Source organism: Roseobacter sp. HKCC-CH-9351 (genome assembly GCF_037830295.1).
In the GTDB taxonomy this organism is placed as follows: domain Bacteria; phylum Pseudomonadota; class Alphaproteobacteria; order Rhodobacterales; family Rhodobacteraceae; genus M30B80.
Genome location: NZ_JBBLYM010000002.1, coordinates 155,502 through 181,107, shown reverse-complemented (window position 1 = coordinate 181,107; position 25,606 = coordinate 155,502). Strand labels below are relative to the sequence as shown.

Sequence of the window (25,606 nt, the reverse complement as noted above, 5' to 3'; positions counted from 1 at the left end):
TCAGGCTTCTTAAATGTGGTCTCTAACCATCGTCGCCTATTTGTCTGATCTTTTTACATAAGTCTTTGGCTGCCAAAGTCGCGCTTCCAGCTGCCGTCGCCATCTGCGGTAACACCATCCATTCTAGCATCCATGCAGCGCCGGATCGTTCCTGTTCATGGACAAGGCTATGATGCATGGCGGAAAGCTGTGTAGCGTTGAAACGTGCAAGGGTGATAAGCAATTCGGCGAGCACTGGATTTGATTTGTGTGGCATCGCAGATGATCCACCACCGCCAGACAATGCGATCGCGTCTACGCCTTGCTGCGCCATCAGCGCGATGTCCTGTCCCATCTTGCCCAGTGCACCAGTAATCTGCGAAAGAAGAGATGCAAAACCGGCAATTTGGCTACGGTCACTGTGCCAAACTCCATTTTCAGTGAGCTTGAGCGCTTTGGCCACTTCTTTAGCAATGGCGTCCCCTTTGCCCTCAAAGGCATCGCGAGTGCCCACCGCGCCACCAAGTTGCAGGCGGGCAATCTGCAAACTTGTATGATTGAGATTGGCTAGCGCCGACTGAAGGGGAGAACGCCAAGTAGCAATTCGTTCAGCTGCTGTTACGGGCAATGCCGCCTGCATTCGTGTCCGAGCTACCAGTCGATTGCAGCCATAATCTTCTACAAGTCTGTCGAGCTGGTTAAGCAACTTGCTGATGCGGTCCGTCAAAAGGTTAGTTGTCGCAGCAAGGGTAATAGATAGGGCTGTGTCCAGCACGTCCTGCGATGTGGCTCCTGCGTGGATCGCCTCTGCACAGTCTGGGGCAGCCGCATGCATTTGTTTTACGAAGTTGGGGATTGGTAGCCCGTCAATAGCGGTCGCTTGGGCCAATTGTGGGATATCGAGCGGTGCTTGCTCGATGCGAATGGCGGCTTTTTGGCCTAAACCGGCTGCTACCAACCCATGTGCTTCGAGCGCATGCGCCAAAGCTATTTCGAACTTACGGTAATGCATGATCTGAACTTCGGCCGACCAGAGCGCTTGAAGATCTGGGTCAGAAAAGAGGCCGCCAAGCCAGGGATGGTCAAAGATTGATGTCATTCCAAGAGAGCCATCTGCTCACTTATAAGCCGCGCGACGGTGTCAGGTGCTTCGATCGCCGGGATGTGCCCAACACCATCGATTACATGGTAAATTGCTCCTGTAATCTTGTCGGCTAAGGCTGCGACAACCTCTGGCGTTGTTGCCTTATCTTCGGATCCTGCAAGGCAAACCGTCCTACAACTGATAGACGCAGCTTCGGGCGCTAGATCGGCATCCCGAATTGCAGCGCAGACACATGCATAGCCCTGCACAGGCGTGCGCGACAGCATCATCCTATAACCAGCAATCTGAACCGTTTCCTTTTGCCGGAACTTACTGGAGAACCACCGATCAAGCACACCATCAGCCATTGCATCAAGTCCTAGTTCGTTAACCGCACTGATCCTGTCGGTCCACATTTCTGATGTACCAATTTTGTATCCTGTGTTGCTAAGCAGAAGTCCTGCAGTCAAGTCAGGGCGGGCGGCGGACAGTGCCATCGCAATCATTCCACCCACTGACACACCACAGACCAATGCTGGTGTCAGACCCAAGGAATCCATCAAAGTGGAAAGGTCCGCAGCATGGTCAAAAATTGTGACTGCACCCTTTTCACTCAGGCCGTGGCCGGATTTGTCATATTGCAAGGTTGATGTGCCTTCCGGAAGGCGCGCAATAACATCATCCCAAATGCGGAAGTCGGTCCCAAGTGAATTTGCGAAAACGACGGGTATGCCGCCATTGCCGGATCTAAAACGAAAGTGTAACACGCGTCCGTTTACGTTAGTGAACTTAGCCATTGGCTTGCGCGACCTCCTTTTTTAGTCCAAGAATTGCCCGAGCTTGCTGCCAAGTGGCGACTGGACGTTCGTAGGTCTGGCAAAGATCAACAACGCGTTTCACCAATGCTGCATTTGACGGGGCAAGTTTTTCGCGATCGAGGCGGACGTTGTCCTCCAAGCCTGTTCGCGCATGACCACCTGATGAGACGGCCCATTCGTTCAGGGTAAGCTGATGTGCACCAATTCCCGCAGCACACCATGGAGCGTCGTCACCAAACAACCGCTTTACTGTCTTCACATAGTAATCAAAGACATCGCGGTCCACCGGCATAGCATTCTTAACGCCCATCACGAATTGCACATAGGGTGTGTCTATGATCTGGCCCTCAGCGTGCATCATAGCCGCTTGATGGATGTGGCTAAGGTCAAAGGCTTCAACCTCAGGCTTGATGCCGTAAGTTCGCATTTCCGACGCCAGCCAATCGACTAGATCGGGAGGGTTCTCGTACACTCGAGTGGGAAAGTTGTTTGATCCTACCGACAGTGAGGCCATGTCAGGTGACAGTGGGAGCATTCCACCGCGTGTTTTGCCGGCGCCAGATCTTCCACCAGTAGACAGCTGGATGATCATACCGGGGCAGTGTTTCTCAACCCCTTCTTTTAGAGCCGCAAATTTCTCGGGGTCTGAAGAAGGGGTTTGGTCATCATTACGTACATGGGCATGCATAATCGCTGCACCTGCCTCGAAGGCTTCATGCGTACTTTCAATTTGCTCTGCCACTGTAATCGGCACAGCGGGGTTGTTTGCTTTAGTCGGTAGAGACCCGGTGATTGCGACACAGATAATGCAAGGTTTAGACATCGAAAAACACCGTTTCATGATCACCCTGTAGGTGGATTGAATGAACATAACCGTTGTCGGTTTTTTCGGCTACAAGTGTTGCAGCACGCTCCCCGGCAATAGCAAACACTGGATCAGCCGCGTTGTCGTTTTCAGGAAAGTAAACTCGCGTAATCAGCGCCATATTTATTCCGCGAGCAGCAATCCAGAGAAGAATATGTGGTGTTTGGCCGGTAGGTGCGCCTGGCATAAGCGTTTTGAAGATTGCCTCACCGGTTTCGGCATGGGTCGGCTGGCGCCCCCAATGGTTAAAGCCTTCGGTCGGGCCGAATGAGCCTTCTGGACCGGGCTGCCAGGCTTCGATCATCGCATCAGTCATTGGTTCTCCAGCAGCGTCAATGACACGCAGACATAGGGTGATCCGCTCGCCGGCGGGGTTGCCGGCAATCATCGTGTTGCCGAGGTCTTTGCCGCCATACATGCCTTCAAGTCCAGCAAAAGTGGGCACGCAGCCTATATGCACGTAAGGTCCAGCGGTCTGCGACGGAGATTCTTTGAAGTTTGCCATCACGATCCCTCCATCTTGTTTTCAAAGAGTGTCTGATTGCGGCCACGAAGCACTATGTCAAAACGGTAAGCTCGAATGTCCATCGGGATCGTGTTCGACATATCCAATCGTGCAATCAGTGTGTTGATGGCTTGGGTTGAAGGTATCGACTGAACAATTGGACAGAGCGCGATGTGAGGGTCGCCTTCGAAATACATTTGGGTGATCAAGCGCTGTGCAAATCCATCGCCGAAAACCGAAAAATGGATGTGCGCTGGACGCCAGTCATTGCCACCATTGGGCCAGGGGTAGGGGCCTGGCTGAATGGTTTGGAAGCTATAGCTCCCATCCTCCCCAGAGATGCAACGCCCACAGCCCCCAAAGTTTGGATCAAGCGGCGCAGTGTAGCCATCTTTTTTGTGCCGATAGCGACCGCCTGCGTTAGCTTGCCAGACTTCGATCAATTTTCCAGGTAACGGGCGGCGATCTTCGTCTATCAGCTTGCCATGCACGATGATGCGCGGGCCGATGGCAGCTTCGCCAGGATTTGCGTAGTTCAGGATCAAATTGTCATCCAACGCTCCCAGCATGTTATGGCCAAATGTCGGTCCAGTCATCTCAGTTTCAGTCGGATCATAGTGGAGACGCGCATGGGCTGGCGAACGCAAGATTGAGCTACGATAGTCGGGTGCTAGTGGTGGGGGGTGCCAGTCCAAATCACGAGCAGAAATTAGTCCTGTCATATCACTTCCCCTTTAATGCGGATGATCTTTGTCGCAGTGGCATCTGGTGGTCATGGATGCTCTTCCATTTCGCTGAAGGTCTGTTTTGCGAGTTTGATGGCATGGTTTGCCTTCGGCACTCCTGCATAGATCGCCACATGCAGAAATGCTTGCATTATATCTTCTTTGGAAGCGCCAGTGCGCGCCGTAGCGCGGATATGCATTGGTATTTCCTCGAAGTTGCCGGTTGCAGCCAGAAGGGCAAGCGTTAGCAACGAGCGCTCACGGTAGCTGATTGTGTTATCAGCCCAGACTGTGCCCCATGCACTTTCGGTGATTAACGTTTGAAATGGTTCGTCAAAGGCTGTTTTTGCCGCTTCGGCACGGTCGACATGAGCGTCGCCCAGAACTGAGCGACGTACCTGCATGCCTTTTTGGTGACGCTCGGACAACATTATTCTCCATAATTAGGCTAAGCTTGCCCCATTATATATCATTATTTCGCTTTTTATATTGATTTGATCGGCAAATTATATACCAAATATGTTATGAATTGGTATCAGCATCTAAATCTTCGGCACGTTCGAACCTTCCTAGAAATTGCGCGTGCGGAAAGCGTGTCGCTTGCAGCGGACAGGTTAGGGATCACTCAGCCAGCGGTGTCACGCAGTCTGAAAGAGTTGGAGCAGATGCTCGGTGTGCGACTATTCGATCGCGTCGGCCGGCGGCTTAGACTAAATGAGGCCGGGCGTGTATTTCAGGGGCACGCAAGCTCGTCGCTCACCGAGCTCATACGAGGAGCAGAACGCCTTACAGCTGATGGCGAACTAACGACACGTTTATCAATTGGGGTTTTACCGACGGCTGCGACGGATCTGCTTCCTCGAGCAGCTCTGGCATTCCGAAAGGAAATGCCGCATGTCCGCTTGCAAATTCAATCTGGGCCAAACTGGCTTCTTTTCAATCAGTTGCGAGACGGGCAAGTTGATCTGGTGGTTGGAAGAATGCCAGAGCGAGACACTCGAACGGGTGTTACCTTCCAGCAACTTTACATAGAGGATGTGGTCCTCGTCTGCCGTCCTGGCCATCCCATATTACTTGAGCCAGTACCGGAGCAGAAGGTCGAGGGCTATACGTTAATTTTACCTCCGCAGGGTGCGGTCATTTCTCAAACGGTCGAGCGCTACCTCTCCAGTATTGGTTTGCCGGAGATACGTGCAGCCTATGAGACGGTTGCACTTCCAGTGGGGCGTAAGCTTGTGCGTCTCTCGGATGCGCTGTGGTTCATCTCACATGGAGTGGTTGCCGACGAATTGAAAGAAGGAACGCTGGTTGCTGTTGCACTGTCTTCGCCTTTGCTTTCCGGCCCTGTTGGCTTCAGCGTAGCAAGAGGAGCGCCAATCAATGTTGAGCGCAGTGTCTTTGCTGAATGCCTGCAATTTGCGGCATCTAAGCAATAGTCAACAAGTGCCCACAATTAGCTGTGCGCTAAAAAAGTGATCAATCTTCTCGGTTGGAACAAAGCGTACGACACATGGCGTCTCAGACATTAATATTTGGAGTGGTTCCCGAGAGCTCTAAGATAAATTGTGGAAGTAACCTATTTTAGCAGTCATTTGCTTGGCATTCCCTTTGGCCGCATGAGCCGTTTTTGCGCAACAATTCTAAAGGGTGCATTTGCTGCGCCATAGCCGTCGTATTGATCGATACGTTGAACAATTTCAAAGAATAAAGCACCCGCAAAAGGCTTGCCATAAAGCTGGTAGAATGCGCCATCTTGATCCTCGTCGTAAAGAATGTTGAGCGCTTTCATTCGCGTTAAATTTTCATCGTTAATTGAAAAACGAGCCTGTAGATCGTGATAGTAATTCTCGGTCATTTCTAGCGGTTCAAAGCCACGCTCTTGCATGCCTACTGCAGTTTTAAAAATGTCTTCTGTTCTGAAGGCCACATGTTGCACAGCACCTGTAAAGCGCTCTGCCAAAAATCTACCCGCGACAGTTCTATGAGTCTCTGCACCATTAAGAGTTATTCTAATCGAGCCATTTTTTGCTTTAATTGCTTGGCTCCTGACAAGTCCGTCAGGATCGATAACATCCACCATGGGCGTGCGATCCATGTCAAAAATTGAAGTGTAGAACAATGACCAGCTGAGCATTTCATCATAGCTCATAGTTTCTGCCAAGTGATCAATTTGGGTCAGCCCGACCTGATTTTCGATGTTGTTTTCAACTGGGACAAATTCTACATCCCACACATTTGATAATCCGCTATCTTTATCAATGAAATGCATGACGCTGCCCGCAACATTATGAATTGCAGGGATGTCCAGCTCACCCGAAGCGACCTGTTGTGTGAAAGGTTTTGCCGCCAGCGCTTGAGCTCGTTTTACAGTGTCGGATGCGTTGTTCACCAATACGCCAATGTCGCAAATGCTCGTACCATTTGCTACGAAAGATGAATGGCTAAAGCCGGTTTTTTCAGTATTTAACAGAATGCGGATTTCACCTTGCTGCCAGAGCTTAAGTTTTTTTGAAACGTGGTTTCCTACATGTAAAAAGCCCATTGACTTTAATTGTTGGCCTAGCGCCTCAGCTTCATTTTCATCAGTTCCGAATTCAATGAATGCGACCCCTTGTACCTCTATCCTCGGCGGTAAATTGGGCATTGGAACAGTGATGTCGGGTTCGCTTTTGCGAACATCATCCATGAGTGCCACTAAAGAACGGTAGCCATCTCTTGCTAATCCTTTCGGTAGCCCTCCGCGGAATTGGTCATTAAATATTTCCAAACTTATGGGTCCGGTATACCCAGTTGCCATGACGGCTCGCATGAAGTCAGTTACAGCAAGGTCTCCTTCGCCTGGCATGTTTCTAAAATGCCGAGACCAATAAAAAAGGTCCATTTCAATTGAAGGCGCATCTGCTAATTGAACAAAAAATATTTTATCGCCGGGAATACTGCGGATCGTATTAGGGTCGATTTTTCTTGCCAAGGAATGAAAGCTGTCAAGGATCACGCCGATATTAGGATGGTCTGCGCGTCTCACAATCTCCCAAGCATCACGATGATCGTAAACGTGCCTACCCCATGCCAAGGCTTCATAACCCACGCGAATGTTGTACGTTGCAGCTATTTCCCCAAGATCTTGGAAATCTGCGGCGGCGCGGTCAATTCCACCTAGCCCATCTGGGCGGGTTGAGGAGCAGAACAAAATCAAATCCGTGCCTAATTCTTGCATCGTGTCGAATTTGTACCGCGCTCTATCAAACGCTTTTTGGCGTGCTACTCCAGTCAGTCCCTCAAAATCTCTAAATGGCTGAAAGAGCGTTATTTCAAGACCATGATCACGGATCATGTCCCCAATCTCGCGGGGCGTCCCACTATCTGCAATAAAATCTTGTTCGAAAATCTCTATGCCCTTGAAGCCTGCTGAGGCGATAGCTTCAAGCTTTTCTCTTAGGTTTCCAGATATAGAAACTGTCGCGATAGAAGTCTTCATGCCACGTCTCCATTGGATATGAGGTCTGATCGCACGCGATTTTCAGCAGGGGGAAGATTAACAAAGTGTGCCCACGCATGTACTCCTTGATAGAAGAACAATTCATATCCAGAAATAACGTCCAATCCCTTCGTTTCTGCATTTTGAAGGAACTCAGTATTTATAGGGGTGTAATGAGCGATATTGTCACCAATAAGGCCAAGATGAAGATTGCTTTTGTTGACCATGAACACTTCCCCAGTGAGCTGTGAGCCGCACTTGGTACCTCCCGCTTTGTGTTCATTGTTTATATTCCATCACTTAACGTCAAATATTTATATGATCATATCATTAACATGATGTTACTTTTATGAGCGGTACCAAGGCCCGTCTTTTACTGCACGTTCCAACTGTCGTTGAAAATGACCTATTGTGTCTTCTGCGAAACGCGAGAGCACCCGGCCTTTTTTGCGAGCGACATATGATTTGATAGGGATATCGTGCACCAGTGGCCGTCGCACCAATCCGGGCATATACACTTCAGCTACCGAAAACTCATCAATAACCGCCACCCCCAAACCGTGTCTGACCAGGCTAACAACGGTTTGAGCAAAGCGTCCACGCATTGCATGATTAATCTCAATACCAGCCTGTAGAAAAGGTTTAGCCAATAGCGCTCCATAAGGATCATTGGGATCGACGCCGATCACAGGCTCCTTAGCAAGATCCAAGGCTGAAATATTCTTATTCTTGGACAGCCTGTGGCCTTCGGGCATAATGGCGACTAACCGCCCCTCTGCGATCTCTTCATTATCAATTGCTGCATTTTCTACAGGGGAGCTCATAATGACAAATTCACCTCTTTCAAGAAGAAGGTAATCAACTGTCTCCTCAATTTTTAGAACATTCATGTCTACAAATAAGTCGCCATACACGCCCCTAATGTTCTGCAAAACTCGTGCAGCGATAAATTGTGCGATTGAAGGTGCAGTAGCGAACGATAGCCTTACATCTTCGCCACACTTAAGTGAGCTGACTGCAGCATTTAAGCTTTCAACTTGCCGGTATACTTCTCGCACCTGATCAAATACGCGACTTGCTTCAACTGATGGTATGAACACGCCAGCTTTTCGCTCAAATAATCGTATTCCAAGCGTTTCTTCAGTATGCTTTACAAGCCGACTAATCCCTGGGGCGGAAACATTTAAGAGCCCTGCTGCTCCTGAAATCGTGCCCGTTAGCATAACAGCACGTATCACTTCAATTTGTCGTAAGGTCATGTCGTGCATTCGCAAAAGCTCCCTACCTTTACGACCACTATAAGATCTTTGTTAAACGGAAGTCAGCATAGTTTCACCATTCAAAATGTATAAGAATTTCGGGATCAAAGTGGGAGGGTTGGATCTTTAAAAACAACACGGAATATAAAAATTTTTATAAAAAACCATGTCTCGGCACAGGCTTAATCCTGCCCCTGCAGCCACTTTTTCCGAATGTCTAAAACTACAGCTTCACTCATGTCTTCTGCTCTTTACCTTAGCTGTAAGTTTGAATGAGGAAAAACAAATTGGCAGATGAGGTTTCTGATGAAATCCTTTGAGCGAAATCTCTTTTCATTGCATGTTGTCGTCCTAAAATCCTCTACGAGTGCTTTATAACAGGGAGAACAAAATGAAACTTACCCACTCTAAGAAAACGTTGCGAACTATGCTTCTTACTGCTGCAGTGTCAGCAGTAGCCATTTCGTCAGTCAGCGCGGAAACATTGCGTTGGGCGCGGGCAGGGGATTCATTGACGTTGGATCCGCATGCACAAAACGAGGGCCCGACTCATACTCTCGCCCATCAAATTTACGAACCACTTATAATACGCGATATGTCGGGGCAGTTTCAGGCTGCATTGGCTACTGACTGGGCGCCGTCCCCCGATGATCCAAATGTATGGGTGTTCAATTTGCGTGAAGGTGTAACTTATCACGATGGCGCTGCATTTACCGCTGAAGATGTTGTGTTCTCAATTGGACGAGCGCAGTCAGAAAATTCCAATATGAAAGAACTATTGAACTCAATTGTTGAAGTTCGTGCGGTTGACGACTTAACTGTTGAGATGGTTACGGATGGTCCAAATCCAATCCTACCATCGAACCTTACAAATCTTTTTATGATGGATAGTGGTTGGGCTGAATCAAATGGCGTTGTAGAAGTGCAGGACGTCGAAGGTGGAGAGACGACTTTTGCGGCTACGAACGCAAATGGCACTGGGGCTTACAAGCTTGTTAGCCGTGAACCCGATGTACGGACAGTTCTAACCCAAAACGAAAACTATTGGGGTATTGGGCAGTTCCCACTTGAAGTTACGGAAATCATTTACACACCTATTCAGAATGCTGCGACACGAGTAGCAGCGCTGTTGTCTGGGGAAGTCGATTTCATCCAAGATGTCCCAGTGCAAGACTTGGACCGTGTTGCAAACACGGATGGTCTTATCGTTAAGACAGCCCCACAAAACCGCGTAATTTTCTTTGGAATGAATATGGGGGCAGCGGACATTGCAAATGACAATGTTGATGGTGCCAACCCTCTTGCGGATATCCGTGTTAGACGCGCAATGAATATGGCGATTAACCGTGATGCAATTCAACAAGTAGTTATGCGGGGTCAGTCGCAACCCGCTGGTATGATTGCTCCGCCATTTGTAAACGGCTGGACAGCAGAGATGGATGGTTCTGTCTCAACTGATATTGATGCTGCACGCGCTTTGATGGCCGAAGCGGGTTATGGCGACGGGTTTTCCATCCAGTTGGACTGCCCAAATGATCGCTACATCAATGATGAAGCGATTTGCCAAGCAGCCGTCGGCATGATGGCACAAATTGGCATCACCGTTAACTTGGACGCTAAGCCAAAGGCACAACACTTCCCACTCATTACAAATGGTGAAACCGATTTCTACATGTTGGGTTGGGGCGTTCCTACATATGACTCCGAGTATATCTTTAACTTCTTGACGCACACTCGTGGAGAAGACCGAGGCAGCTGGAACGGGACTGGCTATTCAAACCCTGAGATGGATGCCATGATCCAGAGCTTAGCGTCTGAAACTGACCTAAGCGCCCGAAATGCTACGATCCAAGCGATTTGGGACGATGTTCAAGAACAGCAGTTGTACCTACCAATACATCACCAGGTTCTTAACTGGGGTATGAGTGATGCAGTTGGTATTGACGTTAGCCCTGAAGATGATCCGAAGTTCAAATTCTTCACGATGAACTGATTGTGAATTACTGCCCCTCAATTAGAGGGGCAGTAACCCTTTTATCAATTTGTTCCATTGGGAAATTTTTTCATGCTGGCATACATCCTACGCCGGATATTTCAGTCTTTAATAGTGTTACTCGCTGTTGGCTTTGTTGCTTTTGCGATGTTCAGTTTCGTGGGAGACCCCGTGGATAACATGTTGGGTCAAGAACGCACGCAGGCTGATATTGAGCGCTTGCGCGAACAGCTTGGACTAGATCAGCCATTTATAGTGCAATATTGGCGCTTTTTGGAGCAAGCTGCTCAAGGAAATTTTGGCTTAAGTTATCGCCAAGGGCGGCCTGTTTCAGAAATTATCGCTGAAAGATTGCCTGCTACAGTGGAATTGGCGCTCGTGTCAGGCTTATTAGCCTTTATTGGTGGGGTTGGATTGGGAGTGTTCACTGCAATACGGAGACACGGTGTACTGCCGAGTTTTATTATGACAGCGTCGCTTGTCGGAGTGTCACTACCAACGTTCCTGATTGGAATTTTATTGATTTATATATTTTCTGTTGAGCTTGGTTGGCTTCCAAGTTTTGGCCGTGGTGAGGTCGTTGACCTCGGGGGATGGACCACAGGTTTCCTAACAGCCAGTGGTTTAAAAGCATTAATTCTTCCTGCCATTACGCTTGGTCTCTATCAAATGACGTTAATCATGCGTCTAGTTCGCACTGAGATGTTAGAAGTATTGCGCATGGACTATATACGCTTTGCACGAGCGCGTGGGTTGACCGAAAAAACAATTAATTTTCGGCACGCTCTGAAAAATACACTTGTGCCAGTCATCACAATAACTGGTCTCCAGCTAGGTAGTATCATCGCTTTTGCGATCATCACGGAAACTGTTTTTCAATGGCCGGGCGTGGGGCTGCTGTTCATCAACGCTGTTCAGTTTGTCGATATTCCTGTCATGGCTGCTTATTTGATGATGATTTCCGTAATGTTTGTGGGAATTAATCTGATAGTCGATGTCCTTTATTTTGCTATTGATCCTCGTTTGCGGATTGAACGAAGCGTAGGGGGGCATTGAGTTGAGGCGCACCAGGATTTTTGTAAAATTTTCTCAGGCTTTAAACAGTGATTTAGGTTGGTCATTCAGAAAAAATCCGGTGGCGATCATGTCATTTTTTGTGGTTGTGTCTTTAATAATGGGAGCGATATTTGCCCCATTATTAGCGCCTTACGATCCTTTTGACCCAGCCACCCTAAACTTGATGAATGGGTTTACGGGACCACTGACGCCTAACCAATTCACACAAGATGTTTTTGTTTTGGGGACTGATGATCAGGGTCGTGATGTCTTGTCCACCATTCTCTTTGGGATGCGAATATCTCTGTTTGTTGGGTTCTCGGCTGTTTTTCTGGCGATGATTTTGGGTGTAATTCTTGGTCTTTTAGCGGGTTACATCGGCGGATGGCTGGATGCTGTTATCATGCGGGTTGCTGACGTGCAGCTCACCTTTCCGTCTATTTTGGTTGCGATGTTGATTTTTGGTATCGCGAAAGGCGTGACGCCGGCGGAATTCCGTGATCAGGTAGCTATTTGGGTCCTCATTCTTGCCATTGGTCTGAGCGACTGGGTTCAATTTGCACGCGTGGTCCGCGGTGCTACTTTGGTTGAAAGGCAGAAGGAGTACGTTCAAGCGGCACAGCTCATCGGGCGAGCTAACTTAGCGGTGATGCTCAAACATATCCTGCCCAATGTTCTCAACCCCGTTTTGGTAATTGCCACAATTAGTTTGGCTTTGGCTATCATTGCCGAAGCTACTTTGAGTTTTTTGGGTGTGGGTGCTCCGCCTACTAAGCCGAGTTTGGGAACACTAATTCGTATCGGGCAAGAATATATGTTCTCTGGAGAATGGTGGATCTTGTTTTTCCCTGCGATCACTCTTTTGGCTCTCGCGCTATCGATAAATCTAATCGGTGATTGGTTGCGTGACGCTTTGAATCCGAGGCTACGCTGATGGTGCAACCTGTCCTCTCAATAAAGAGCCTGGTTGTGGAAATTCCCACTCGGAAAGGTATCCTCAGGCCAGTAGATCGAGTGAGTTATGACATTTTCCCAGGTGAAATTCTTGGTATCGTTGGCGAGTCCGGTGCAGGAAAGTCAATGACAGGGAACGCTGTAATTGGGTTGTTAGAGCGGCCGGCGCGAATTGTGTCAGGTGATGTGCTATTATCAGGGAACCCGATCCACAACTTATCAGCCTCTGAATTCCGTAAAATCAGGGGTAAAAAAATTGGTATGATCTTTCAGGATCCTTTGACTTCGTTAAACCCACTTTTAACTGTCCGAGAGCAACTGGTCGAAACCATCATTGAACATCTTGCGGTTTCGAAGAAAGAAGCGCAGGAGCGCGCCATCGCAGCCCTGGAAGAAGTCGGTATCCCTGCAGCGCGAGAGCGGATAGGTAGCTATCCCCACGAGTTCTCCGGCGGTATGAGGCAACGAGTGGTGATAGCTTTAGCATTATGCGCTGAGCCTGACTTAGTAATCGCAGATGAGCCGACTACGGCACTTGACGTGTCAGTTCAGGCTCAGATCATCGCACTTTTAAAGCGGTTGTGCCGAGAGCGTGGCGTCGGGGTTATGTTGGTTACTCATGACATGGGCGTAATTGCTGAGGCGGCAGATCGTGTAGCTGTCATGTATGCTGGAAGGTTGGCCGAGCTTGGCGCGGTGCAAGATGTGCTCACTGAGCCAAAGCATCCTTATACGTATGGGCTTATGGGCTCTACTCCGTTGGCAAGTAGAGGATTGAAACGATTGAAGCAGATCCCTGGTTCAATGCCGCGGTTAGGAGCTTTACCAGAAGGCTGTGCCTTTTCACCAAGATGCGATTTTGCTCAGGAAGTTTGTAAAACCGGATCTTCGCCATTTATCGCAGACGAGGATGCTCAAGCCGCATGTTGGTTCCCATTGCAGCACACTAAATTACGGTCGTCAAAATGAGTGTGATTGTCCGAGCAAAAGCGTTAAGACGCCTCTTTGATGTCTCTAAGCCCTGGTTGAACCGTGTTGTCGAAAGGGAGCCAAAGGCTTTTTTGACGGCTGTTGCAGATGTAGATTTTGAAATTGAGGAAGGCTCAGTTTACGCGTTAGTTGGTGAGAGTGGTTCTGGGAAATCAACTATCGGCAAAATGGTTGTAGGGTTAACTAGTGCAACTGATGGGACCATTGAAATTGATGGCATCGCGATAACTGGCAATGATCAGAAAGCAAAAATTTCTGAGGCTCGACAAAAACTGCAGATGATTTTTCAAGATCCATACGCATCCTTGAATCCGCGTTGGAAAGTACGTGACATTATAGCAGAGCCTGCAAAATTGAGAGGCTTTGAGACTAAAGGTTTGCCCGAAAGGTTGCTGCAACAAGTCGGTTTATCACCAGAGGATGCAGATAAGTATCCACATGAGTTTTCGGGTGGACAGCGGCAACGCATTTGCATTGCACGTGCTCTTTCGTCTGAGCCTAAGGTGATCGTGTGTGATGAGCCTACTTCTGCGCTGGATGTATCAGTGCAAAGCCAAGTTTTGAACTTGATGTCGGATTTGCAAGAGCAACTGGGTCTTACATATTTATTTATTAGCCATGATCTTACTGTTGTGGAGCACATGGCCGATAAGATTGGTGTGTTATATTTGGGAGCTTTGGTTGAAGAGGCCCCAAAGGAAACGCTTTTCGCTTCACCTTTGCATCCTTACACGCGTATGCTGTTTGATGCTGCGCCAAGATTGGATGGGTTTGGGCGAGAAATTGATGTGCCCAAAGGCGAAATACCTGACCCGATTAATCCTCCGCCTGGCTGCTCCTTTCATCCACGGTGTCCACTTGCTACAAGCTTGTGTAAAACGGTTCGCCCTCAGATGCGTTTGATTGGAGATACGCGCGTTTCTTGCCATCATGTTTAGACTATGCTTACACCCACTTTATTCCAGGTGTTTGGTGCTTAACTGTGGTTCGACATAGGCTTAATCCCGCCCCCGCAACCACTTTTTCCGAATGTCTCAAATCTAAGCTTAGCTGAGGTTTCTTACTTCATAATTACTGCCTTCATGGTGGGTGAGAGGCAACTATGGAGCTACTGCTGGAATGGTTTAGTCATGACTATTGCGTTCCTACGCGCCCAAGATACAATTTTAAGGCGAGTCGATTGTAATTCTTGGGAGGGATGACATGACGCCGTTTATGAAAAGCCTTATCGCACGCCCATGCTATACAGTGGGCCCTAAGGCTACACTGTCGGAAATCATCACGTTATTGGCAGAGCATAATATTGGTGCCGTTGTCGTCGAAAATGGCTCTGGTAAAGTGCAGGGCATCATTTCCGAGCGTGACATTGTGAGACACCTTGCAACTGAGCAAGACCTTAGTGGTTGGATTGCGCAGGACATCATGACCAAAAAAGTCGCTACGGTGACCACAAAGGCTCTGTCATCAGAGATGATGCAAGTGATGGCAGATCATAATTGCCGCCACCTGCCAATTCTAGACGACGGGAAGCTGGTGGGTGTAGTCTCAAATAAAGATGTGATGAACCGTACGCTTGAGAAGTATCAGGATGAGGCTGAAGCTATGAGGGCGTTCATCAATTCTTGATCATAGCAGATCAATTCATCATCCGTTCATGCACAGCTTGCATCCCACGATCCACCATGTCGCTTACCTCAGCGGCATGGCGATGTAACGCCGATACCAGCTCTGGATCGTTTGATGTTTGGGTCACTGCAACGCCGTTTTCGATGACTTCAATTTCAGTATCTATGTGCTCACCGCGCATGAAGAAAACATCCAGCGTTGGGCTTTGAATAATGACTTGTGGGTCATCCTTCGCTTCAACACGTGCAATCATGCCCGTCACATGGCTCACCAGAGCGTTGAATGTATCAGGGTCACGGGTTGTTGTTACCGTATATATGCCGTTTTCCAGATTGCTCACCTCACGCTCAATTAATGTGAAGTTACGAAATAAGGTTTGCATTTCGGCAGTCTCACCCGCTGTCGTATTAGCCCCTCGAAGTCCTGGCATGGTATGTTCGTCATGCCCCATGCCATGGCCACCGTGCTGCGCATGAAGCCGCTCATGCCGGGTCATCATCTGTGCTTCAACGATATACGCACCTGCCGTGAGTGTGTTGAGAACTGCTATGCCTGCGAAAAGGTAACGTTTATTCATGGGATAGGTCTTTCTATAATTATCAAGCACTAAATCAGCGGGGCATACTGCGTACAAGTCCACGGATTGCCGCATGAGAACTAGCTATTCCAGTGTTGAGGGGTCAAATTATGCAATGAGAATTTCATTCAGTATCAGGCAACCCACACATTGCGCTTGTCGCCTTTAAGGCGATTGAGCTAGCCATGGGTATATATAATTTTCTGCTTTATCACTGATCAGATTTGACCCACTTCATGGCGCATTATTTTAAGCCCTACAGTATACAAAAGTATATGAAAGTATTCATTTTACCAAATTAAAACAATGCAATACATTCTCAGTACGGGGAGGTATTTCGCATGTTTTCTAATGATGAAGCAGCTTTAGTTTTGCAGTTCTGTAGTCAGCTCACATCTGGAAAAGAAATGGATCCAGAGGTCTTTGGTATAAGTAAGCAGTGGCTTGAGCGACAGGGTAATCAGATCAGTGTGACCGAAACTGGTCGGGCACTGTATGCATCTTTGAAAGGTCAATCTTTGACGCGTTCTGCATGGAATGGTTTCTAATGTAGTTCTTAAACTTTATCATCAATGATGGTGCCATATCCCAGACCCATTGGCTCTATCCTAAGGCTTTGTCTTCACAGCTTTCGACAATCGTCGCAGCATGGGCATAAGTATCAAGCAAGGGAAGAGTAATATGAAGACGTTATCGGATCTGATATCGGGTCATTCTGGAACCTCACGCGCAATAGGTGCGCCAGGCCGTGGATGGATGACATATGACGGTCTCAGAAAATTATCACGAGATGTGAATAGTTCGCTGAGAAAAGCGGGCATCGGAGCGTCTGATCGTGTGGCTATTGTGCTTCCTAATGGGCCAGAAATGGCAGCGGCGTTTGTGACCATAGCTCAATCCGCTACTACAGCTCCTTTGAACCCTGCGTATCGCGAGGAAGAATTTGCGTTCTATCTCGAAGATTTAAAAGCGCGCGCGCTTGTTGTTGCAGCTGGATATGATGGTCCCGTGCTTGCCGTGGCAGAACGGTTTGGCATGATCGTTTTTGAGTTAACATCATTAGAACCTGCGGGTAATTTCACGCTCTCAGCGAATTTGACGGGCGAAGCCACAGCGGCCGTTCCAGGCGCTGATGACATTGCTCTCATACTTCACACATCCGGAACGACATCACGACCTAAAATTGTGCCGTTACTTCAATCAAATGTTGTCGCATCTGCTCAAAACATCATGAAGTCTTTGGCGCTGACCGAAGATGACTGCTGTCTAAATGTTATGCCGCTATTTCACATTCACGGCCTGGTCGCTGCTGTTAGCGCGTCTCTCGCCGCTGGATCGTCAATAAGCTGTTCGCCAGGGTTTGATGCATTAAAATTTTATGGTTGGCTCGAAGAGGTCGACCCGTCTTGGTACACGGCGGTGCCAACGATGCACCAAGCAATTCTAGCACGAGCTCCCCGCAACCAGGCCATTATTGAGAAGTCTCGCCTGCGTTTCTTGCGTTCCTCGTCGTCATCGTTGCCAGGTCCAGTAATGATACAGCTTGCGGAAACGTTTGGTGCGCCAGTTGTAGAGGCTTACGGCATGACCGAGGCTGCTCACCAAATGTGCTGTAACCCGATTGAACCAGGTCGACAAAAGCCAGGCGCTGTCGGGTTGCCGGCTGGGCCAGAGGTCCGCATTGCACACGAAACAGAAAATCGTTTGATTGATGGTCTTGGTGAAGTGAGCATATCGGGGCAAAATGTAACGCCTGGTTACGAGGCAAACCCAGAAGCTAATGAAAAGAACTTTTTTGAAGCAGAAGGAAAGCGTTGGTTTCGTACAGGTGATCAAGGCATGTTCGATGAAGACGGTTATTTGAGCCTCACTGGCCGTTTGAAGGAAATCATCAACCGAGGTGGCGAGAAAATCAGTCCATTAGAAGTAGACGGCATATTGTCGGATCATCCCAGCGTAGCCCAATGCGTTACATTTGCTATCCCGCACGAAAAGTTGGGTGAGGAGGTTGGCGCAGCTGTCGTGTTGAAGGAAGGGCAAGTTGCCACCGATGCTGAGATCCGTGAGTTTTTAGCTGCGCGCTTAGCAGCATTTAAGGTCCCGCGCACAGTTCTTATCTTGGATGAAATCCCAAAAGGTGCCACCGGTAAACTTCAACGTATCGGGTTGGCTGAAAAACTGGGTCTTGCATAGAGGTATTTCTTTGAAAATTTGTATTTTTGGTGCAGGCGCAATTGGTGGCTATATGGCGGTAAAGTTAGCTCGAGTTGGAGCTAACGTCAGCCTGGTAGCGCGTGGTCCACATTTGAAAGCCATGCAACAGAACGGGCTAACTCTGATCGAGGAGAGCGGCAAAACAACCGTAGAGGTTAACGCGTCTGAAAACCCCGAGGAGCTAGGGGTCCAAGATTATGTTGTTGTCACGCTTAAAGCACATTCTGTACCTCCAGTCGTATCCAAGATGGCCCCGCTTATTGGGGATGGAACTACGGTTGTATCAGGCGTTAATGGTGTGCCGTGGTGGTACTTTCACAAGATTGGTGGGCCTCTAGAAGGCACGCGGCTTGCGTCCGTGGATCCTGGAGATGCCCAATGGGATGCGTTTGGGCCAGATAGCGTGTTGGGGTGCGTTGTTTACCCTGCCGCTGAAGTTGTTGAGCCAGGTGTGATTAAACACATTGAGGGTAACCGATTTTCCTTAGGAGAACCTGACGGGTCTAAGTCAGAGCGCGCCATGGCATTATCGGCTGCTTTGTCCGAGGCGGGGTTAAAGGCTCCGGTACGCCCAAAGTTGCGAGACGAGATTTGGGTTAAGCTTTGGGGTAATCTGTCATTTAACCCCATTTCAGCGCTCACTCATGCTACTTTGGATGTGTTATGCACGGACGCAGGGACTAGAGAGGTTGCCCGAAACATGATGCTCGAGGCGCAACAAATCGCAGAGGCGCTTGGTGTAAAGTTTCCAATTGATGTTGATCGTCGTATCGATGGCGGCGCCGCAGTAGGCGCACACAGGACCTCCATGTTGCAAGACTTAGACCTGGGCCGTCCTATGGAAATCGATGCCTTAGTTTCATCGGTGCAAGAACTGGGAAAGGTTACCGGTATACCCACCCCAACCATCGATACGGTGCTGGCTCTGATCCGACTAAGAGCCCGCAGTGCTGGGCTTTACAACTGACCTTTCAGTCGGGCGCAGATTTTCTTTTAATTTCGATTGTTGGATATCCAACGAGTAGGTAGATACGATAGAAGTTCGTTTTAGTGCTGACAATTTCATTCATTTTTATCATAGGCGGTCTGCTATGCCCTTTGAGAGCAAATTATTTTCACCCGTGACTGTGCGCGGCCTCACCTTGCGCAATCGTATTGTGCTCTCGCCGCTGTGTATGTACTCCGCAAAGAAAGGCTTGGCCTCTGATTTTCACGCGTCCCACCTGTCTGCGTTTGCGCGTGGCGGGGTGGGATTGGTCTTTACTGAGGCGACCGCGGTCGAGCCGCGCGGACGGATCACGGCCAAATGTTTAGGAATTTGGAACGATGCGCAGGTGGAGGCGTTCAAACCTATCACTCGGTTCATCACTGAGATGGGCGCGGTGCCTGCGATCCAGTTGGCCCATGCAGGGCGAAAAGCCAGTAGTACCCCTCCATGGGGCGGCGGTAAGCCTGTTGCCCCTGATGACACAATATGGGGCGAGGGGGGGTGGCAAACTGTTGCGCCTTCTGGGCTGCCTTTGGCTGATGGGTGGCCAAGCCCCAAAGCGTTGAGTGTGGATGAGATCGTGGGCCTGATCGCGGCCTTTGCCGATGCCGCAAAACGCGCGCTTGCCGCAGGGTTCAAGGTGATCGAAATTCATGGCGCACATGGGTATTTGATCCATAGCTTTTTGTCGCCCACCACCAATCAGCGCAATGATGCCTATGGTGGGGATCTTGAGGGGCGGATGCGCTTTGCCTTGGAGGTCAGCCGCGCGGTGCGCGCGGTTTGGCCTGAGGATCTTCCCCTGTTTTTCCGTATCTCCGCAGTGGATACAGGGGGGTGGTCGCTTGAGGATTCCGTCACGCTGGCCAAGGCGCTTAAGGCGATTGGGGTTGATGTGATTGATTGCTCATCAGGTGGGATTGCGGGCGCGCCTGCCTTCCGCGCCAGTGATGATGGGCGGCCTTTACCTGCAGGCGGACAGCGACCTTTGGGATTTCAGGTGCCCTATGCCGAGGCGATGGAGCGCGAAGCAGGTATTGCTGCCATGGCGGTTGGACGGATTGTGGATGGGCAGCAGGCCGAGGATATCCTGCAAGAGGGGCGCGCCAGTTTCATCGCCTTGGGGCGGGAATTGATGCATGATCCGTTTTGGCCCCTTCACGCCGCCGAGGCACTTGGCGAGGCGGATACGTTTTCGCTCTGGCCTGAGCAATATCGGTGGGCCATTGTGCGCCGTGCCGAGCTTGGACAGTATCAGGCGGGGTGACCTCAAGCCCTGCGGTCAAACAGGCCCGATGCCAACACCACGCCCGCAGCCACCAAGATCACACCGATCAATTTGATCAGGGTAACAGTCTCGCCCAGAAACAGCGCACCCCCGATCAAGGCGAGAACGGGCGTCAATGCGCCAAAGGCAGCGGTTTGCGCAGCCCCCAATTGGCGCACGGCGATAGAGTAGAGAACCAATGCCAAAACAGCAATCAAAACACCCTGAAGTACAGCCATGACGAGAAAGTCCTGCAGACTTACTCCCGCAAAACTGACATTCCCTGAGAGGGCCAGGAATGGCGCCACGGCGAGGGTTCCCCAGAATAGTCCAATCACCAAACCATGCAGAGGCGTGAACCCGCTTTGTTTGAAATAGACTGCATAAATTGCCCACAGAAAAGAGCCAGATAAAAATAGGATATGTCCGCGCCATGCGCCATCTACGCTGCTATGCATGACTTGCCAAAGTCCCACCATTAAAGCGCCGATAAAGATTACAATTAAGCCGATATAACGCGGCCTTGAAGGACGCTCTCCCGTCATAAACACCATGACGATAGCCGTCCAAAATGGTAGCATTCCTGGTGCCAAGACCCCCGCATCCGAGGCTGGCGCAAAGAACAAACCCATTGAGATTATGTAGGGAAAGAGCGCACTAGCCCCAAGTCCCAGCATGATTGCGCCTGTCACGCTTTGGCCGTACGGGACCACACCTAATTTCAGCATAAGTGGGATCGTGATCAAAAATCCTGTGCCAAGGCGTAGAAGCAAGACCTCCTCTACTGTAAAATTCGTGCTGACGGCAAACCGCGTGCCGACCAGAAACAGGGCCCATATCGTGACAGTCGCTAGAGCGGCGAAAAGACCTTTGAGGGGAAGGGTCATTGGCGGGTGTCATCCATCATTGCAAAGGGGTTTTGCGCGCGGAAGCTGCGCAGCCCGACCATCGCGCGGATTGTGGCCCAAATGCAAGGGGTGGGTTGCATAGCGGCTATGCACCAATCACCGCTTGACTTCTCATCTAAGATACACGAGGTGCAAGGCCTGCACCCGCGTGATCGCGTGAGAGAGTTGTGCCCGACAGACGGGCCGAGCGGGGCATCACCACTCAGTATCCCAACACGCAGGGTTCCTGATACAGCGATAGGGTGGCGGGAAGGCCAATGTCGTTGTGAACCCGAAACGGCTGCCTATCATTTGGCGGCCAAACGGCTTTGTGCGCGCTTTGCATAGGGCTTTGTGAAAAGGATATCTCTTTGTTTGATTTTGATATGCTGGGACTTGAGCCCACATTGAACGCGGCGTTGAAAGCCGCAAACTTGTCCGAACCCACCCCGATCCAGAACCAAGCCATTCCTTTGGCCTTGGAAGGGCATGATATTATGGGTCTGGCGCAAACAGGCACAGGCAAGACGCTGGCCTTCGGTTTGCCGCTGATCAACCATTTGTTGGGCAAGCAGGGCAAGCCTGAACCAAAAACCGTCAAGGCATTGGTGCTTGCGCCAACGCGTGAATTGGTGAACCAAATCGCAGATAGCCTCAAGCCTCTGACGGCAGGGTCCAAGTTGCGGGTTCATTCTGTGGTGGGGGGGCAATCGATCCCCAAGCAGATCAACCTTCTTGCGCGCGGCACTGATATTTTGGTGGCCACACCCGGTCGCTTGATTGACCTGCTCAATCGCCGCGCGGTTGATCTCAGCCAAACGCGCCATCTGGTTTTGGACGAGGCCGATCAAATGCTTGATCTGGGCTTTATCCATGCGCTGCGTCAAATCGCGCCGCATTTGGCAACCCCGCGTCAAACCATGCTGTTCTCGGCCACCATGCCTAAGCAGATGGAAGAATTGTCGAGCGCCTATTTGAACAACCCCCGCCGTGTTCAAGTTTCGCCTCCAGGAAAAGCGGCAGATAAGATCACGCAGTCGGTGCATTTTGTCTCTAAGGGTGATAAACCTGCCAAACTGCGCGAAATCCTGAGCCGCGATTTGGACGCGCTGACGCTTGTTTTTGCGCGCACAAAACATGGTGCGGAAAAGCTGATGAAAGGCTTGGTTGAGGATGGCTATAAGGCCGCATCGATCCACGGCAACAAAAGCCAAGGTCAGCGCGATCGTGCCATCAAACAATTCCGCGCGGGTGAGATCACTGTGTTGGTCGCAACCGATGTTGCGGCCCGTGGCATCGATATCCCAGGTGTGGCTTATGTGGTCAATTATGATTTGCCAGATGTGCCTGAGAATTACGTCCATCGTATTGGCCGCACGGCCCGCGCAGGGCGCGAGGGAGAGGCAATTGCCTTTTGCGCCGCTGATGAAATGGATTTGCTGCGCCAAGTGCAAAAGCTGATGAAACTCGAAATCCCCGTGGCCAGCGGCAGCGCGCCTGAGGGGGCCGAGCAAGGTGGCGGTCGCTCGCATCGCGGCGGCCCTCGCCGTGGCTTTAAGTCAAAGGCCAATGCAGGGCATGGCGCGGCGGATGGCAAACCGCGTCATCGCCGCCGTGGCAAACCCGCCCGCGGGCCACGCCAAAAGGCAGCATAATCTTTAAAAAAAGGGGGCCATGCGCCCCCTTTTTTCTTTGCACCACCGTCCTTCGGGGTTTAGCAAAGGCACCACGGTGTTTCGTGGGAGCGGGTAAGATGGTGGTGCGTGTGGCGGTCATTGGCGCAGGCGTGATGGGGGCGGATCATGCAAAGATCATCGCCCAAGATGTGCCGCATGCCTGTTTGCAACTTGTCTGCGACATGGATGGCGCGCGGGCGCGCGCCGTGGCCGATGCGACAAGTGCGGTTGATTGCACAGATGACCCCGAAGCCGCGCTGTTGCGCGAAGATATTGATGCGGTGATTATCGCCTCGCCCGATTTTACCCATGCACCTTATACCAAGACGCTGATTGCACGCGGCAAGCGGGTTTTGTGTGAAAAGCCCCTAAGCCAAAAGATTGACGAATGTTTGGATGTGATGGCCGCCGAACAGGCGACAGGGGCGCACCATATCATGGTTGGCTTCATGCGCCGCTATGATCGTGCCTATTTGGATATGCGCGAAGCCCTTGCCAAAGGTGTGTTGGGGCGGGCTTTGATGATGCATAACTTTCACCGCAACCTCGCCACGCCTTATCCCAGTTTCACGGGGGCCATGGCGATTACCAATTCCGCACCGCATGAGTTTGACATCGCGCGGTATCTTTTGGGGGTGGAGGTGACCACGATCACCGCCTATCAGCCTAAGCGCAGCGATGATGTTGTGGCGCCCGTGGTGATGGTTCTGGAAACCGATGATGATCAATTGATCACAGTCGAGGTCAACAACAACGCCGCCTACGGATATGATGTGCGCGCAGAATTGGTCGGCGAGCTTGGCAGTATCTCAACCAACAAAGTGGCGCATTCCCGCCTTGATACGCGACTGAGTTCGGCGATCCGCTATGACAAGGATTGGCGCGGACATTACCATGATGCCTATGCCGCCCAAAATCGAGATTTCATGGGATTTGTGCAAACGGGTATTTTGCCAGAAGCGGCTGCCAGCACATGGGATGGCTATGCCGCCGCCCTTGTTGCGGATACAGGTGTGCGTGCCTTGCACTCAGGCGTCAAAGAGCGGGTTGAAATGATCAAAAAACCCGCCTTTTACGCTTAGGTCCGTTGCATCAAATCGCGGGTCATGGCCGCGTGATTTGCCAAGAGTTTGGTCATATCCATGCTGACCAACTGCCCCTCTTCAACAATGACCTTGCCATTGATGATGGTGTGATTGGCCTTGCCCGAGCCGCAGAACAACAGACCTGCAAGGAGATCCCATTGCGCGCCTGCAAAATCGATGCCGCGTGTATCAAAGGCAGCAAGATCGGCGGCATAGCCCTTGGCAAGCACCCCAATATCATCGCGGCCTAGAACAGACGCGCCGCCACGGGTTGCCACCGCCAAAGCCTCGCGCGCGGTCATCGCATCGCCCCCTTTCATAACGCGCTGCAGCAGCATGGCTTGGCGCGCCTCATTGAGCATGTGGCCGCTGTCATTGGAGGCCGAGCCATCAACCCCAAGCCCCACCTTAACCCCTGCATCCAGACAGTGACGGACGGGTGCAATGCCACTGGCCAACCGCATATTCGAGCAGGGGCAATGCGCAATGCCCGTGCCTGTTCGTGCAAAGAGGTTGATCTCGCCCTCATCCAATTGAACGCAATGGGCGTGCCAAACATCGTGGCCTGTCCAACCAACCGCCTCGATATATTCACCGGGGCGCATCCCAAAGGTCGCAAGGCTATAGTCGATATCCTCGACATTCTCAGCCAGATGCGTGTGCATCCCGACCCCGTAGCTGCGCGCCATAGTGGCGGTTTCGCGCATCAAATCCATGCTGACGGAGAAAGGCGAACACGGGGCCAAAGCCACCCGCCGCATCGCATAGCGGCTGGCGTCATGATGGGATTCGATAAGGCGTTGGCAATCGGCCAGAATGGCGGGTTCGGCTTCGGTTAGATGATCTGGGGGAAGCCCCCCTTTGCTTTCGCCAATGCTCATCGAGCCGCGTGTGCCGTGAAAGCGTAAACCAATATCTTCGGCAGCGGCAAAGCTATCTTCAAGCCGCGCGCCATTGGGATAGAGATACAGATGGTCGGAGGAGGTTGTGCAGCCCGTCATCGCCAATTCCGCCATGGCCAAGGCCCCTGACCAATAAATATGATCTGGCCCAATATTGCACCAGATGGGGTAAAGGGTCTGCAACCAACCAAAAAGCGGTGCGTTTTGCGCCGCAGGCACGGCGCGGGTGAGGTTTTGGAACATATGGTGATGGGTGTTCACCATCCCGGGGATCACCACATGACCGCGCATATCAATCACGCGATCTGCGCTTTGCGGCAAATCCGCGGTTTTTCCAACCGTCTCGATCACCCCGCCGCGTGCGAACAGCGCACCATCGGTTATCTCATCGCCATAGAGCGCATCAGGGCGCGCCTCCATCGTGCACAGAAGATCTGCGTGTTTGATCAAAAGCGTCTCTTGCGCCATGGGAGCCGTCCTGTTGGTTATCCTGCAAGTCGGCATCATATACGGGCATTTGCGTGCAAGTTAAGCGTTTTGGCTGCGGGCGGCGCGACAAAATTCTTGCCAAACGCGAAAACCCTCGCTTTCATTGTTGTTAACACAGCCGCTCAGGTCTCTACGCCGCATCGACGCCTGAGGATGTGACGGCACATGACGGGGTAAAGCGGCAGGTTA

At 50.7% G+C, this 25,606-nt stretch carries 25 protein-coding genes; 13 read left to right on the top strand and 12 right to left on the bottom strand.

Annotated features, from left to right (window positions below; translation table 11 throughout):
- Window positions 1-22: 22 nt before the first annotated feature.
- The 6 genes from AAC632_RS11075 to pcaC are packed head-to-tail and all read right to left on the bottom strand — an operon-like array spanning window position 23 to window position 4,404.
- Window positions 23-1,078, bottom strand: coding sequence for a 3-carboxy-cis,cis-muconate cycloisomerase (locus AAC632_RS11075; RefSeq protein WP_340298916.1), 1,056 nt, complete (start codon window positions 1,076-1,078; stop codon window positions 23-25).
- A complete protein-coding gene (gene pcaD, locus AAC632_RS11070; RefSeq protein WP_340298915.1) occupies window positions 1,075-1,860 on the bottom strand; it encodes a 3-oxoadipate enol-lactonase in 786 nt (261 codons plus the stop codon). The genes AAC632_RS11075 and pcaD overlap by 4 nt, the downstream gene beginning before the upstream one ends.
- Window positions 1,853-2,704 carry a BKACE family enzyme gene (locus AAC632_RS11065; protein ID WP_317657379.1) on the bottom strand — a complete coding sequence of 284 codons (852 nt, stop codon included), beginning with the start codon at window positions 2,702-2,704 and terminating at the stop codon, window positions 1,853-1,855. Before AAC632_RS11065 ends, pcaD begins: the two co-directional genes overlap by 8 nt.
- Window positions 2,697-3,251: a protocatechuate 3,4-dioxygenase subunit alpha gene (pcaG, locus tag AAC632_RS11060; RefSeq protein WP_340298914.1), complete on the bottom strand. Its 555-nt coding sequence runs from the start codon at window positions 3,249-3,251 to the stop codon at window positions 2,697-2,699. Before pcaG ends, AAC632_RS11065 begins: the two co-directional genes overlap by 8 nt.
- Window positions 3,251-3,973 (bottom strand): protocatechuate 3,4-dioxygenase subunit beta, encoded by a 723-nt coding sequence (gene pcaH, locus AAC632_RS11055; protein ID WP_340298913.1) that lies wholly within the window; start codon window positions 3,971-3,973, stop codon window positions 3,251-3,253. Before pcaH ends, pcaG begins: the two co-directional genes overlap by 1 nt.
- Before the next feature lie 50 nt (window positions 3,974-4,023).
- Window positions 4,024-4,404 carry a 4-carboxymuconolactone decarboxylase gene (pcaC, locus tag AAC632_RS11050; protein ID WP_445322559.1) on the bottom strand — a complete coding sequence of 127 codons (381 nt, stop codon included), beginning with the start codon at window positions 4,402-4,404 and terminating at the stop codon, window positions 4,024-4,026.
- A 66-nt stretch (window positions 4,405-4,470) separates the two neighbouring features.
- Between pcaC and AAC632_RS11045 the strand changes: the two genes are divergently transcribed.
- Complete coding sequence (locus AAC632_RS11045) at window positions 4,471-5,412, top strand: LysR substrate-binding domain-containing protein (protein WP_340298912.1); 942 nt, start codon at window positions 4,471-4,473, stop codon at window positions 5,410-5,412.
- Window positions 5,413-5,564: 152 nt separating this feature from the next.
- Here AAC632_RS11045 and AAC632_RS11040 read toward each other — a convergent pair whose 3' ends face one another.
- From AAC632_RS11040 to AAC632_RS11030, 3 genes are all read right to left on the bottom strand, one after another.
- Window positions 5,565-7,454 carry a bifunctional sugar phosphate isomerase/epimerase/4-hydroxyphenylpyruvate dioxygenase family protein gene (locus tag AAC632_RS11040; protein WP_340298911.1) on the bottom strand — a complete coding sequence of 630 codons (1,890 nt, stop codon included), beginning with the start codon at window positions 7,452-7,454 and terminating at the stop codon, window positions 5,565-5,567.
- Window positions 7,451-7,681: a hypothetical protein gene (locus tag AAC632_RS11035; RefSeq protein WP_340260085.1), complete on the bottom strand. Its 231-nt coding sequence runs from the start codon at window positions 7,679-7,681 to the stop codon at window positions 7,451-7,453. The genes AAC632_RS11040 and AAC632_RS11035 overlap by 4 nt, the downstream gene beginning before the upstream one ends.
- 120 nt (window positions 7,682-7,801) lie before the next feature.
- Window positions 7,802-8,722 (bottom strand): LysR family transcriptional regulator, encoded by a 921-nt coding sequence (locus tag AAC632_RS11030; protein ID WP_340298910.1) that lies wholly within the window; start codon window positions 8,720-8,722, stop codon window positions 7,802-7,804.
- A 418-nt stretch (window positions 8,723-9,140) separates the two neighbouring features.
- On the opposite strand from AAC632_RS11030, the gene AAC632_RS11025 reads away from it, so the two are divergent.
- From AAC632_RS11025 to AAC632_RS11000, 6 genes are all read left to right on the top strand, one after another.
- On the top strand, window positions 9,141-10,706 hold the full coding sequence (locus tag AAC632_RS11025; RefSeq protein WP_340298942.1) for an ABC transporter substrate-binding protein: 1,566 nt from the start codon (window positions 9,141-9,143) through the stop codon (window positions 10,704-10,706).
- A 72-nt stretch (window positions 10,707-10,778) separates the two neighbouring features.
- Complete coding sequence (locus AAC632_RS11020; protein WP_340298909.1) at window positions 10,779-11,762, top strand: ABC transporter permease; 984 nt, start codon at window positions 10,779-10,781, stop codon at window positions 11,760-11,762.
- The gene (locus AAC632_RS11015; RefSeq protein ID WP_445322677.1) at window positions 11,758-12,696 is read left to right on the top strand and encodes an ABC transporter permease; all 939 of its coding nucleotides are present in this window, start codon (window positions 11,758-11,760) and stop codon (window positions 12,694-12,696) included. Before AAC632_RS11020 ends, AAC632_RS11015 begins: the two co-directional genes overlap by 5 nt.
- Complete coding sequence (locus AAC632_RS11010; RefSeq protein ID WP_340255186.1) at window positions 12,696-13,685, top strand: ABC transporter ATP-binding protein; 990 nt, start codon at window positions 12,696-12,698, stop codon at window positions 13,683-13,685. The genes AAC632_RS11015 and AAC632_RS11010 overlap by 1 nt, the downstream gene beginning before the upstream one ends.
- Window positions 13,682-14,644: an ABC transporter ATP-binding protein gene (locus tag AAC632_RS11005; protein ID WP_340298907.1), complete on the top strand. Its 963-nt coding sequence runs from the start codon at window positions 13,682-13,684 to the stop codon at window positions 14,642-14,644. The genes AAC632_RS11010 and AAC632_RS11005 overlap by 4 nt, the downstream gene beginning before the upstream one ends.
- 265 nt (window positions 14,645-14,909) lie before the next feature.
- Complete coding sequence (locus tag AAC632_RS11000; RefSeq protein ID WP_340255191.1) at window positions 14,910-15,332, top strand: CBS domain-containing protein; 423 nt, start codon at window positions 14,910-14,912, stop codon at window positions 15,330-15,332.
- 10 nt (window positions 15,333-15,342) lie between these two features.
- Here AAC632_RS11000 and AAC632_RS10995 read toward each other — a convergent pair whose 3' ends face one another.
- Window positions 15,343-15,909 carry a hypothetical protein gene (locus AAC632_RS10995; RefSeq protein WP_340298906.1) on the bottom strand — a complete coding sequence of 189 codons (567 nt, stop codon included), beginning with the start codon at window positions 15,907-15,909 and terminating at the stop codon, window positions 15,343-15,345.
- A gap of 341 nt (window positions 15,910-16,250) precedes the next feature.
- Here AAC632_RS10995 and AAC632_RS10990 point away from each other — a divergent pair, with 341 nt between their 5' ends.
- The 4 genes from AAC632_RS10990 to AAC632_RS10975 all read left to right on the top strand — a co-directional run bounded on the left by AAC632_RS10990 (window position 16,251) and on the right by AAC632_RS10975 (window position 20,378).
- On the top strand, window positions 16,251-16,457 hold the full coding sequence (locus tag AAC632_RS10990) for a hypothetical protein (RefSeq protein ID WP_340245311.1): 207 nt from the start codon (window positions 16,251-16,253) through the stop codon (window positions 16,455-16,457).
- A 133-nt stretch (window positions 16,458-16,590) separates the two neighbouring features.
- A complete protein-coding gene (locus tag AAC632_RS10985) occupies window positions 16,591-18,102 on the top strand; it encodes an AMP-binding protein (protein WP_340298905.1) in 1,512 nt (503 codons plus the stop codon).
- A 10-nt stretch (window positions 18,103-18,112) separates the two neighbouring features.
- Window positions 18,113-19,090: a 2-dehydropantoate 2-reductase gene (locus AAC632_RS10980; protein WP_340298904.1), complete on the top strand. Its 978-nt coding sequence runs from the start codon at window positions 18,113-18,115 to the stop codon at window positions 19,088-19,090.
- 124 nt (window positions 19,091-19,214) lie between these two features.
- Window positions 19,215-20,378 carry an NADH:flavin oxidoreductase/NADH oxidase gene (locus tag AAC632_RS10975; protein WP_340298903.1) on the top strand — a complete coding sequence of 388 codons (1,164 nt, stop codon included), beginning with the start codon at window positions 19,215-19,217 and terminating at the stop codon, window positions 20,376-20,378.
- A gap of 2 nt (window positions 20,379-20,380) precedes the next feature.
- Here the strand turns inward: AAC632_RS10975 and AAC632_RS10970 are convergent, their stop codons facing one another.
- On the bottom strand, window positions 20,381-21,265 hold the full coding sequence (locus AAC632_RS10970; RefSeq protein ID WP_340298902.1) for a DMT family transporter: 885 nt from the start codon (window positions 21,263-21,265) through the stop codon (window positions 20,381-20,383).
- Window positions 21,266-21,636: 371 nt separating this feature from the next.
- On the opposite strand from AAC632_RS10970, the gene AAC632_RS10965 reads away from it, so the two are divergent.
- Both AAC632_RS10965 and AAC632_RS10960 read left to right on the top strand, forming a co-directional pair.
- Window positions 21,637-22,920 carry a DEAD/DEAH box helicase gene (locus AAC632_RS10965; protein ID WP_340298901.1) on the top strand — a complete coding sequence of 428 codons (1,284 nt, stop codon included), beginning with the start codon at window positions 21,637-21,639 and terminating at the stop codon, window positions 22,918-22,920.
- A gap of 98 nt (window positions 22,921-23,018) precedes the next feature.
- Window positions 23,019-24,023: a Gfo/Idh/MocA family oxidoreductase gene (locus AAC632_RS10960; protein ID WP_340298900.1), complete on the top strand. Its 1,005-nt coding sequence runs from the start codon at window positions 23,019-23,021 to the stop codon at window positions 24,021-24,023.
- On the opposite strand, the gene AAC632_RS10955 is transcribed toward AAC632_RS10960, so the two are convergent.
- Window positions 24,020-25,396, bottom strand: coding sequence for an 8-oxoguanine deaminase (locus tag AAC632_RS10955; protein ID WP_340298899.1), 1,377 nt, complete (start codon window positions 25,394-25,396; stop codon window positions 24,020-24,022). The genes AAC632_RS10960 and AAC632_RS10955 overlap by 4 nt on opposite strands.
- Between the last annotated feature and the right edge of the window lie 210 nt (window positions 25,397-25,606).